Origin of the sequence: Pseudomonas sp. Gutcm_11s (assembly GCF_028649395.1) — a bacterium.
Classification (GTDB): Bacteria; Pseudomonadota; Gammaproteobacteria; order Pseudomonadales; family Pseudomonadaceae; genus Aquipseudomonas.
The window spans coordinates 182,848-194,065 of record NZ_JAQSUW010000017.1 but is presented as its reverse complement, the minus strand read 5'-3'; the positions used below and the strand labels follow the sequence as shown (position 1 = coordinate 194,065).

Here is an 11,218-nt window from a genome sequence, read left to right as displayed (position 1 = left end):
CCTTCGTTGCTACCTGACCCGACCCTTGCGGGAGTACTCCTTGTACCCCTAGGTCACTCCGCGAGCAGAGCGTCCCGGTCCCCTGGCATGTGCGCCTGTCCCCGCGCCTTTCGTCCCTGGAGTCCTGCGGCCCTTCGTGGGCCGCAGGGCTTCCTGCCGTCAGGGTGCTCGACGGCCGAAGATCAGCGACACAATGAACATCACCAAGAAGACCACGAAGAGAATCTTGGCGATCCCGGTTGCGGTGCCTGCGATACCACCGAAGCCCAGGACAGCGGCGATGATGGCGATGATGAGGAATGTGATAGCCCAACTAAGCATGATGAAGTCTCCTTATTTCAACGACCCGGAGGAGGCACCAGGCTTTCGCCCACTGCCTCATCCTCGGATTCGGAATCCAGGCTCAGGTACATCGCCTGAGTCAGGGTGAACAGGCTGCCGACCAGGCCGCAGATGGCGGCCAGCACAGCAAGGATCGGGGTAAGCATCGCGACTCCTCCTCTGCTCAATGGCGGGCGCTGGCGCCGGCCTGGTTGATGGTCCGCTGCATCTGGCTCATGCGAGCGTGGCCGGCGCGCAGCTTGACCAGCTCGGCCTCCAGCAGCGCAACTTCGCTGGCATCGGCCTCGCCGAGAGCCTGCTCGAAGGCCTGCAGCAGGCGGTCTTCGGCGGCCTCCAACTGGCCGACGTAGGCCACCTCGCCGTCGGCCGCGAGCCTGGCGCGGCCATCGGCATACAGCTGGCGCAGGCTGCCGGTCAGGCTGTGGCCGGAACTCGGCTGCTCGTGCTCGGCCGCCACTTCCAGGGCCAGATCACGAATCACCTCGGCCTTGAGCGCGGCCATGTCGCGGAACAGCGCCTTCAGTTGCGCGTCCTGCACCCTGGCCTCGGCGTGCTGATAGAAGAGCTCACCATCGCGGGTGATCTCGATCAGCTCGTTCAGCAGGTGGGCTTGGCCGGTCATGGTTTTCTCCAGTGGCGGACGCTTCCGCCTCGTTCTTAGCCTCTCTGTCTCAATTCCCGTGCCAGCCGATATTCGAAAAAATATCCTTATATTTCAGTAGCTTGATAATTAACCCAGAAAGGGGTGGCGTGCATCATGCGAGATCGTGCGAAATTATTCGTGCAACTTGCACGAGAGTTGCCGGACTAACCCTCCAGGCTGCAGCAAGAAGAGACCACGCCGATGCAACAAGAAACCGCCGACAAGGGCCGTATCCTCCTGGTGGATGACGAGTCCGCCATCCTCCGCACCTTCCGCTATTGCCTGGAGGACGACGGCTACAACGTCGCCACCGCCAGCAGTGCGGCGCAGGCAGACAACCTGCTGCTGCGCCAGGTGTTCGACCTGTGCTTCCTCGACCTGCGCCTGGGTGAGGACAACGGCCTCGAGCTGCTCGCGCAGATGCGCGTGCAGGCACCCTGGATGCGCGTGGTGATAGTCACCGCCCACTCCGCGGTGGATACCGCCGTCGACGCCATCCAGGCCGGCGCCGCCGATTACCTGGTCAAGCCCTGCTCCCCCGACCAGCTGCGCCTGGCCGCCGCCAAGCAGATGGAGGTGCGCAGCATGACCGCGCGCCTGGAGGCGCTGGAGGTCGAGGTGCGCAAGGCGAAGGACGGCCTCGACTCGAACTGCCCGGCGATGATGGCGGTGCTGGAAACCGCCCGGCAGGTGGCCGGCACCGACGCCAACATCCTCATCCTCGGCGAGTCCGGCACCGGCAAGGGCGAACTGGCTCGCGCCATTCACGGCTGGAGCCGCCGCGCCAAGCGCTCCTGCGTGACCATCAACTGCCCCTCGCTGACCGCCGAGCTGATGGAGAGCGAGCTGTTCGGCCACGCCCGCGGCTCCTTCACCGGCGCCAGCGAGAGCACCCAGGGCCGCGTCGCCCAGGCCGACGGCGGCACCCTGTTCCTCGACGAGATCGGCGACTTCCCGCTAACCCTGCAGCCCAAGCTGCTGCGCTTCATTCAGGACAAGGAATACGAACGGGTCGGCGACCCGGTGACCCGCCGCGCCGATGTACGCATCGTCGCCGCCACCAACCTCGACCTCGACGAAATGGTCCGCGAAGGGCGCTTCCGCGAGGACTTGCTGTACCGCCTCAACGTCATCACCCTCAAGCTGCCGCCGCTGCGCGAACGCCAGGAAGACGTGATGATCCTGGCCGAGCGCTTCCTCGCCCGCTTCGTCAGCGACTACGCCCGCCCCGCGCGAGCCTTCAGCGCCGAAGCCAGCGCCGCGCTGCAGACCTACCACTGGCCGGGCAACATCCGCGAGCTGCGCAACGTGATCGAACGCGCCAGCATCATCTGCCAGCAGGAGGAGGTGACTGTGGCCAACCTCGGCCTCGGCGGCGCGTCAGAAAACAGCAGCGCCAACGTCCAGGTGGGCGCCGCGCTGAGCCTGGAGGAACTGGAGAAGGCGCATATCGCCGCCGTCCTGGCCAGCAGCAACACCCTGGATCTGGCGGCCAAGACACTGGGCATCGATGCCTCTACGCTCTACCGCAAGCGCAAGCAGTACAACCTCTGAGCGCGGAGTCTCGATGAAGCTGCCGATCAAGCTGCGCACCCGCCTCTTCCTCAGCATCTCGGCACTGGTCACTGTCGCCCTGATCGGCCTGCTGCTCGGGCTGTTCAGCGTGATGCAGATGGCGCGCAGCCAGAGCGAGCTGATCCAGCGCGGCTTCAGCGCCGTGCAGTACAGCCAGAAACTGCGCCAGCACCTGGGCGACCAGTTGATGGTGCTGATCGACGAGCGCCCCGATCCGGCCGCCCTGGAACGCACTCACCAGCGCTTCCGCGACACCCTCGCCCAGGCGCAGGCCTCCACCCTCGGCAGCCACTACCAGGCTGGCCTGGAGGAAGCCGAGCGCCTCTATGTGCAGATGCAGGCCGCCGCGGAGCAGGCCGCACCGCCGGGCACGACGCCGCACAACCTGGCCCGTGACGATGGCTTCACCCTCGCCTTCGAGCGCCTGCGCGACCACCTGCGCGACCAGCAGGACCAGGTGGTCAAGCGCGTGATCGAAGCCGAGAGCCGCTCCGGCCAGCGTTCCCTGCTGATCGCCGCGCTGCTCGGGCTGATGGGCGTGGCCGTGCTGGTGGTCGGCATCCTCACCGCCAACGGCATCGCCCGGCGCTTTGGTGCGCCCATCGACACCCTGGCCCGCGCCGCCGACCAGGTCGGCAAGGGCAACTACGACGTGGTGCTGCCGGTGTCGCCGGTGGTTGAGCTGGCGGTGCTCAGCCGTCGCTTCGGCCTGATGACCGAGGCCCTGCGCCAGTACCACTCGAGCAACGTCAACCAGCTGCTCAGCAGCGAGGGGCGCCTGCAGGCGGTGCTCGACAGCATCGACGACGGCCTGGTGATACTCGACGCCAACGGCCGCATCGAGCACGCCAACCCGGTGGCCATGCGGCAGCTGTCCTGGAACAGCGACCCGCACGGCAAGGACATCGGCCCGCTGCTGCCCGGTCACGAGGTCGACGAGGCCCTGCGCCAGGTACTGGCCGGCGAAGTGCTGCGGGAGGAACCGCTGGACCTGGAGATCGACGGCGAGGGCGAACGCCGCCTGCTGGCCTGGGCCCTGACCCCGGTGCAGCTGCGCGCCGGCACCAGCGTCGGCGCGGTGATGGTGCTGCGCGACGTGACCAAGCAGCGCGCCTTCGAACGGGTGCGCAACGAATTCGTGCTGCGCGCCTCCCACGAGCTGCGCACGCCGATCACCGGCATCCACATGGCCTTCAGCCTGCTGCGCGAACGCCTGCAGCTGCCCAGCGAGGGCCGCGAGCGCGAGCTGATGCGCACTGTCGACGAGGAGATGCGCCGCCTGGTGCAACTGATCGACGACCTGCTCAACTTCTCGCGCTACCAGAGCGGCCTGCAGACCCTGCAACGCGCGCCGTGCGAGCCGGCCGCCATGCTCGAGCAGGCGCGCCAGCGCTTCGCCCTGGAGGCCGAGGAGCGCGAGGTAACGCTCACCGTCACCGCCCATGAGCCGCTGCCGCGGCTGGACCTGGATACCGGGCAGATCGACCGCGTGCTGGACAACCTGATCAGCAACGCGCTGCGCCACAGCGACCCGGGCAATGAAGTGCAGCTGCAGGTGCTGCGCCTGGGCGAGCGGGTGGTCATCAGCGTGCAGGACCAGGGTCCGGGCATCCCGTTCGGCCAGCAGGCGCGCATCTTCGAACCCTTCGTCCAGGTGGGCCGGCGCAAGGGTGGCGTCGGCCTCGGCCTGGCGCTGTCGCGCGAGATCGTGCAGCTGCATGGCGGGCTGCTCGGCGTGCACTCGCACCCCGGGCAGGGCGCACGCTTCTACCTCAGCCTGCCGGTCTGACCAGCCACGAAAAAGCCGCCCGCAGGCGGCTTTTTTTGGCGCGCCGGGATCAGCGCAGGATCGGGTCGAACTTGTAGCGGCGGCCGGCCGCCAGGGCCAGCACGAAGGCGGTGGCGAAGAAGCCGGCGACGCATTTCAGCGCCAGCGTCGGCGTTTCCTCAAGGCCGGGATAGAACCACAGGGCGGCCAGGCTGAGGACGGTCATGAGCAGGGTGAAGATCGCGCTACGGGACATGCTCGGCTCCTTGCTCAGAACACCCAGCGCGGTTGGCGCTCGAGGGTTTGCGGCTGACGCACGGCGGTGTCGGTTTCATCGTCGGCGATGCGCAGCCAGCGACCATCCTGGCGGGCACCCTCTGCGGCCTGGCGGCGAATCTCGCCGAACTGCTGCAGCAGCGCCGAGCTGCCCCGAGCCTCTTCCACCGTGCTCTGCAGAGTCATTTCCGCGGTCTTGGCGCTGGCGCCGGCCGTGTCGGCAAAATCCTTGGCGTAAGCTCCGTTGACCAACAGCGCAGCGGCGCAGAACAGGCTCAGGTGGACAGTGTGCATGGCGCTTCTCCATCAGCGGGTCAATCGGGGCTTACACCACCGATTCTGCAGCGCTCATGCCAGACTCAGTCGCCTTGAATTATCCTTTTAAATCAATGGCTTGAAATATTATCTAAGCAGGAGCGCCATGCGCTTTGCAAGATCGTGCATTTTGCACAATTGCAAAATGCACGATCAGCTCAGCCGCGGCAGTACCACGCTGAAGCACGAGCCCTCACCGAGACGGCTGCTCAGCTCGAAATGACCGCCATGGGCCTGGACGATCTGCTCGCTGATGAACAGACCCAGGCCGAGGCCGTGGGGACTGCCGCTGTCGGCGACCCGCTCGAACTGCTCGAAGACCCGCCGCTGGTCCGCCTCGGAGATACCCAGGCCCTGGTCCTGCACCTCGACGCGAACCGTCTCGCCGACGCTGCGCACGCGCACCGCCACCGGCTTGCCGCAGCCGTAACGCAGGGTATTGGTCAGCAGATTGGCCAGCACCTGCTCGATGCGGAACTCGTCGACCAGCACCGGCGCCGGAGCCTCGACGCTCAGCTCGACCAGGCTGTCGGCCTGGGCGAACTGCGGCGCCAGGTTCTCCACCACGCGCCCGGCCAGCACGCCGAGGTCGCTGGGCTGCGGGCGGATCGACAGTTTGCCGGTGCGGATGCGAGAAACATCCAGCATGTCGTCGATCAGCCGGGTCAGGCTGCGAATCTGCCGCTCGTCGCGGGTGGTCATCTCGCGCAGCTTGTCCAGGGTGAAGGCGTCGCTGCGGTTCTGCTGCAGGCGCAGCTTGCGCAGCTGCACCTCCAGGGTCAGGCCGTTGAGCGGCGTACGCAGCTCGTGGGAAACCACCGACATGAACACGTCGCGCATCTCCACTGATTTCTGCAGCTCGGCCTGGGTCGCGCGCAGCTCGCCGAGCAGCGCCTCCTGCTCGCGCCGCGCCGCCTCCAGCGCCTCCAGCTGGCAGCTCAGGGCCTTGCGCTGGCGGTACAGCTCGACGAATACGGCAACCTTGCTGCGCACCTCGTAGGGCGACAGCGGCTTGTGCAGGAAGTCCACCGCGCCGCTCTCGTAGCCCTGGAAGGCGTAGTTCAGCTCACGCCCGGCGGCGCTGACGAAGATGATCGGGATGTGCTTGGTCTGCTCGCGGCCGCGCATCAGCTCGGCCAGCTCGAAGCCGTTCATGCCCGGCATCTGCACGTCGAGCAGGGCCAGGGCGAAGTCATGTTCGAGCAGCAGCGACAGCGCCTGCTCGCCGCTGCTGGCCTGATACACGGTGCGCTCCTCGTCCTGGATCAGCTTGTGCAGGGCGAGCAGGTTTTCCGGCAGGTCATCGACGATCAGCAGCTTGGCTTCGATCTTCCTCAGCATGACGGGGCATCCAGTTCGGTCAGCAGCATGTGCATGGCATCCAGGGTCAGCAGGAAATCCGGTTCGAGCAGCGCCAGGGCCGCCTCGGGCATGGTTGGCACCTGGGCGTCGGTGGGGCATTGCACCAGGGTCAGGCCGCCGGCGCGGCGTACCGCCAGCAGCCCGGCGGCACCGTCTTCGTTGGCCCCGGTCAGCAGCGCGGCAGCGAGCCGCTCGCCATAGGCATCGGCGGCGGATTCGAAGAGCACATCGATCGAGGGTCGCGAGAAATGCCGTGGCTCCTCGCGACTGAGGGAGAAGCTGTGATCCTGCTCGATCGACAGATGATAGCCGGCCGGCGCCACGTAGACGGTGCCGGCGTGCAGGCTCTCCTTGTCCTCGGCCTCCTTGGCAGGCAGCTGCAGGCGCCGCGCGAGCAGCTCGGCGAGCAGGCTGTCGCGGCTGTCCGGCACGTGCAGCAGGCACACCACCGGCAGGCGATAGTCCGCCGGCAATGGCGCGAGCAGGCGCAGCAGCGCCTCCACGCCACCGGCCGAGGCGCCGATCAGCAGCGCTTGGGGTGCCGGGCGCTGCTGGCCACGCAGGACGATCTGCGGGCTGCTCATCGCTTGCGGAAGATCCGCTCGCGGCGCACCACGGGCTCGAACTGCTGGGCATAGGCGGAGAAGTCCAGGCTCTCCTTACCGCCCAGGCCGAGGAAGCCGCGGTGGCAGAGCGATTCGTGGAACAGCCCGAGCGCGCGGTTCTGCAGCTCGCGGTTGAAGTAGATCAGCACGTTGCGGCAGGACACCAGTTGGGTCTCGGCGAACACGCTGTCGGTGGCCAGGCTGTGGTCGGCGAAGGTCACGTTGCTGCGCAGCGACTTGTCGAACAGCACCCGGTCGTAGGCCGCCGTGTAGTAGTCGGAGAAGGCCCGCGTGCCGCCGGACTTCTGGTAGTTCTCGGTGTAGGTGCGCAGGTTGTCGAGGGCGAAGATGCCCTGCTCGGCCTTCTCCAGCGAGTGCGGGTTGATGTCGGTGGCGTAGATCATGCTGCGCTCCAACAGGCCTTCCTCGTGCAGCAGGATGGCCAGCGAGTAGACCTCCTCGCCGGTGCTGCAGCCGGCCACCCAGATCTTCAGCGAGGGGTAGGTGTGCAGCAGCGGCACCACCTGCTCACGCAGGGCGAGGAAGTAGCCGGGATCGCGGAACATCTCGCTGACCGGGATGGTGAGGAACTGCAGCAGCTGCATGAACGCACTGGGCTCATGCAGGATGCGCTCCTGCAGCGCGGAGATGGTCGGGCAACCCAGCTGCACCTGCGCCTGCTGCACGCGGCGCTTGAGCGACGCGCCGGCGTAGTCGCGGAAGTCGTAGCTGTAGCGCAGGTAGATCGCCTCGATCAGCAGGCGCAGTTCGATCTGCTCGGGCATCACAGGCGTTCCAGTTTCGGCATCCACACGCGGATCAGCGAGAACAGCCGATCCAGGTCGATGGGTTTGGCCAGGTAGTCGTTGGCGCCGGCCTCGCGGCAGCGCTCCTGATCGTCCTTCATCGCCTTGGCGGTCACCGCGATGATCGGCAGGTTCTGCCACTGCGGCTCCAGGCGAATGCGCCGGGTCGCCTCGTAGCCGTCCATCTCCGGCATCATCACGTCCATCAGCACCAGGTCGATGTCGGCGCACTCGCGCAGCTTGCTCAGGGCCTCGTGGCCGTTACGCGCGATCTCCACCACCGCGCCCTTCTGCTCCAGGGCGCTGGACAGGGCGAAGATGTTGCGCACGTCGTCGTCCACCAGCAGCAGGCGACGGCCCTCGAACAGCTTGTCGCGGCTGCGCGCGGCCTTGAGCATGCGCTGGCGCTCGCTGGACAGCTCGGCCTCGACCTTGTGCAGGAACAGGGTGACCTCGTCGAGCAGGCGCTCCGGCGAGCGCGCGCCCTTGATGATGATCGAGCGCGAGTACTTGAGCAGCTCGGCCTCCTCGTCGCGGGTCAGGTTGCGTCCGGTGTAGACGATCACCGGCGGGAAGGAACAGATGTCCTCCTCGGCCATGCGTCGCAGCAGCTCGTTGCCCTGCATGTCCGGCAGCTTGAGGTCGATGATCATGCAGTCGAACACCGTCTCGCGCAGTTTCTCCAGCGCCTCGCCGGCCATCTCCACGGCAGTGATCTCGACGTCATCGTCGCCGATCAGGCGGGCAATGCTGTCGCGCTGTAGCGGGTCGTCCTCGACCAGCAGCACGCGCTTGACCTGCTGGTTGAGCTTGGCCTCGAGCTTGCCGAACACCTCCTTGAGCTGGTCGCGGCTGGTCGGCTTCAGCGCATAGCCCACCGCGCCCAGGTGCAGGGCCGCCTCGCTGTGGTCCTCCACCGAAACCACGTGAACCGGAATGTGACGGGTGCCGGCATCGTCCTTGAGGCGCTGCAGCACGCCCAGGCCGGAGCCATCGGGCAGGTGCATGTCGAGCAGGATGGCGTCGGGGCGGAACTGCCGCGCCAGCTCCAGGCCTTCGTCCGCGCTCGGTGCCACCAGGCCGGCGTAACCCAGCTCGTGGGCCAGGTCGAAGAGGATGCGAGCGAAGCGCGCCTCGTCCTCGACGATCAGCACGCAACGGCCGCCGCGCTCGCCCAGCTGCTCGCGGTCATCGGCGAAGGCCGCCGGCGGGCGCGCCGCAGGCGCTGCGGGAACGCTGGGCGCGACGGCCACCGGCAGCGGTAGTGGCTCAGGCAACCGCGGCGCGACGGGCGTCTCGCCAAGCTGCTCCGGCAACAGCAGGGTGAACAGGCTGCCCTCACCCGGCTGGCTGCTCACCTCGATGCCGCCACCGAGCAGGCGCGCCAGGTCGCGCGAGATGGACAGGCCGAGGCCGGTGCCGCCGTAGCGGCGATTGGTGGTGCCATCGGCCTGGCGGAAAGCCTCGAAGATGACTTCCTGCTGGTCGGCGGCGATGCCGATGCCGCTGTCACGCACGGCGAACGACAGGCGCTGCGCATCGTGCCGCGCCACGCTGAGGGTGACACCGCCGCGCTCGGTAAACTTGAAGGCGTTCGACAGCAGGTTGCGCAGGATCTGCTCCAGGCGCTGGCGGTCGGTGAAGATGCGTTCCGGCACCCCGGCATGCAGCTCGACGGCGAAGCTCAGGCCGCGCTCGCCGGCCAGCGGGGAGAACACGTCGCGCAGGCCCTCCAGCGTGCTCGCCAGCGGCGTCGACTCCGGGCGCACTTCGAGCTTGCCGGCCTCGACCTTGGCGATGTCGAGGATGTCGTTGATCAGGTCGAGCAGGTCGTTGCCGGCCGAGTAGATCGACTCGGCGAACTTCACCTGCTCGGCGTCCAGGTTGCCCTGCGGGTTTTCCGCCAGCAGCTTGGCCAGGATCAGCGAGCTGTTCAGCGGCGTGCGCAGCTCGTGGCTCATGTTGGCGAGGAACTCGGACTTGTAGCGGCTGGCCCGCTGCAGCTCCTCGGCGCGCTCCTCGAGCTGGGTCTGGATGCGGCCGAGGGAAACGTTGCGCTGGTCCAGTTCGTCGCGCTGGTCGGCCAGCACCTGGGTCTGCTCGGAGAGCTTCTCGTTGGTCTGCTCCAGCTCGGCCTGCTGGGTCTCCAGGTGCGCCTGGGACTCCTTGAGTACCCGCGCCTGCTGCTCCAGCTCCTCGTTGGCCGCGCGCAGCTCTTCCTGCTGGGTCTGCAGCTCCTCGTTGAGCTGCTGGGTCTCGGCCAGTACCTCCTGCAGGCGCTGGCGATAGCGCGCCGCCTCCAGCGAGGTGCCGATGCTGCTGGCGATGGCCTCGAGGAATTCGCGCTCACGCGCACCGAGCGGCTGCATGAACGCCAGCTCGAGCACGCCGTTGACCCGATCATCGGCCTGCAGCGGCACCAGCAGCACGCAGTTCGGCCGCCCCTCGCCAAGACCGGAGGCGACCTTGATGTAGTCCTCCGGCAGGTTCTCCAGCAGCACCGGCTGCCGCCCCTGGGCCGCCTGGCCGACCAGGCCCTCGTTGGCCAGGATCTGCCGCCCGCGCTCCTCGTCCATGCGGCTGAAGCCGTGGGCGGCGATGCGCTGCAGATCGCCCGTCTGGCTGTCGCGCAGGTACAGCGCGGCGACCACACAACCGACGTAGCCGGCGAGGAACTCCAGGGCGCGATTGGCCAGCACCGGCACCTGCTGCTGGCCGAGCAGGCGCTCCGCCAGCTGGTTCTGCCCGCCGCGCAGCCAGGCGCGCTGGCGTTGCTCCTCGGCGTACTCGTCCTGCTTGCCCATGGCCTGCGAATAGATGTTCGACAGGTTCAGCAGCTCGCGGCGGCCGAACAGCGCCAGCAGGCCGCTGAACAGGATGCTCACCAGCAGGTAGGCGCCGGTGCCCCAGGTAGTGGTGGCATTGACGTCGGCATTGCGCTTCTGGCGCAGGTCACGCTCGCTGCCGATGAAGTCGTCCATCTCGCGGCGCACACCATCCATGAGGTTCTTGCCGCGGCCGCGGCCGACTTCCTCCAGGTAATCGCCGCCATCACGGCGCGAGCCGATCACTTCCTGGGCGTACTGATCCCACTGCTGCTGCAGCGCCAGCACGCGCTGGGTACGCTGGACCTGGGCGGGGTTGTCCGCAACCCGCTCGGCGAGCTGTTCCACCAGCGGGCGGAACTTGCCACGGCCCACCTCGTAGGGAGCCAGGTATTCCTCCTTGCCGCTGAGGAGGAAGCCGCGCATGCCGGTCTCCATGTCCAGCGTCAGCTTGTAGACCTCGCTGGCGCGGTTGAGCACCTGATCGGTGTGCTCGACCCAGCGAATCACGTTGAGCAGGTAACCGATCACCGCCGCGAAGAACAGCGCCCCGATCACACCGAGCCCGAGCGGCAGGCCTACGTTGCGATTGAGAATTCGGCGGAACCTTTCCTCGTCCATTGCGGCCTGACTCGACATCTGTACGTCCATTCTGGGTTGACTCGCTGCTTCTGTGGCGGAGCGCATGTGGCAAACTGACA

At 67.3% G+C, this 11,218-nt stretch carries 11 protein-coding genes; 2 read left to right on the top strand and 9 right to left on the bottom strand.

What is annotated here, in order from left to right:
- Positions 1–159: 159 nt before the first annotated feature.
- From PTT45_RS19425 to PTT45_RS19415, 3 genes are read right to left on the bottom strand one after another with little or no spacing between them, the layout of a single operon-like run.
- Positions 160–321 carry a DUF1328 domain-containing protein gene (locus tag PTT45_RS19425; protein ID WP_043312093.1) on the bottom strand — a complete coding sequence of 54 codons (162 nt, stop codon included), beginning with the start codon at positions 319–321 and terminating at the stop codon, positions 160–162.
- A 17-nt stretch (positions 322–338) separates the two neighbouring features.
- Positions 339–488 (bottom strand): hypothetical protein, encoded by a 150-nt coding sequence (locus PTT45_RS19420; protein WP_273815574.1) that lies wholly within the window; start codon positions 486–488, stop codon positions 339–341.
- 17 nt (positions 489–505) lie between these two features.
- Positions 506–964, bottom strand: coding sequence for a PA2169 family four-helix-bundle protein (locus tag PTT45_RS19415; RefSeq protein WP_273815573.1), 459 nt, complete (start codon positions 962–964; stop codon positions 506–508).
- A 222-nt stretch (positions 965–1,186) separates the two neighbouring features.
- Between PTT45_RS19415 and algB the strand changes: the two genes are divergently transcribed.
- Both algB and PTT45_RS19405 read left to right on the top strand, forming a co-directional pair.
- Positions 1,187–2,539 (top strand): sigma-54-dependent response regulator transcription factor AlgB, encoded by a 1,353-nt coding sequence (algB, locus tag PTT45_RS19410; RefSeq protein ID WP_273815572.1) that lies wholly within the window; start codon positions 1,187–1,189, stop codon positions 2,537–2,539.
- A 13-nt stretch (positions 2,540–2,552) separates the two neighbouring features.
- On the top strand, positions 2,553–4,349 hold the full coding sequence (locus PTT45_RS19405) for an ATP-binding protein (RefSeq protein WP_273815571.1): 1,797 nt from the start codon (positions 2,553–2,555) through the stop codon (positions 4,347–4,349).
- A 49-nt stretch (positions 4,350–4,398) separates the two neighbouring features.
- Here the strand turns inward: PTT45_RS19405 and PTT45_RS19400 are convergent, their stop codons facing one another.
- From PTT45_RS19400 to PTT45_RS19375, 6 genes are all read right to left on the bottom strand, one after another.
- Positions 4,399–4,584, bottom strand: a complete 186-nt coding sequence (locus PTT45_RS19400; protein WP_273815570.1) for a PA3371 family protein — start codon at positions 4,582–4,584, stop codon at positions 4,399–4,401.
- A 14-nt stretch (positions 4,585–4,598) separates the two neighbouring features.
- Positions 4,599–4,898, bottom strand: coding sequence for a hypothetical protein (locus PTT45_RS19395; RefSeq protein ID WP_273815569.1), 300 nt, complete (start codon positions 4,896–4,898; stop codon positions 4,599–4,601).
- 174 nt (positions 4,899–5,072) lie between these two features.
- The gene (locus PTT45_RS19390; protein WP_273815568.1) at positions 5,073–6,260 is read right to left on the bottom strand and encodes a hybrid sensor histidine kinase/response regulator; all 1,188 of its coding nucleotides are present in this window, start codon (positions 6,258–6,260) and stop codon (positions 5,073–5,075) included.
- Positions 6,254–6,865 (bottom strand): chemotaxis protein CheB, encoded by a 612-nt coding sequence (locus tag PTT45_RS19385; RefSeq protein WP_273815567.1) that lies wholly within the window; start codon positions 6,863–6,865, stop codon positions 6,254–6,256. Before PTT45_RS19385 ends, PTT45_RS19390 begins: the two co-directional genes overlap by 7 nt.
- Complete coding sequence (locus tag PTT45_RS19380; RefSeq protein WP_273815566.1) at positions 6,862–7,671, bottom strand: CheR family methyltransferase; 810 nt, start codon at positions 7,669–7,671, stop codon at positions 6,862–6,864. The genes PTT45_RS19385 and PTT45_RS19380 overlap by 4 nt, the downstream gene beginning before the upstream one ends.
- Positions 7,671–11,156, bottom strand: coding sequence for a response regulator (locus PTT45_RS19375; RefSeq protein ID WP_273815565.1), 3,486 nt, complete (start codon positions 11,154–11,156; stop codon positions 7,671–7,673). The genes PTT45_RS19380 and PTT45_RS19375 overlap by 1 nt, the downstream gene beginning before the upstream one ends.
- Positions 11,157–11,218 lie beyond the last annotated feature (62 nt).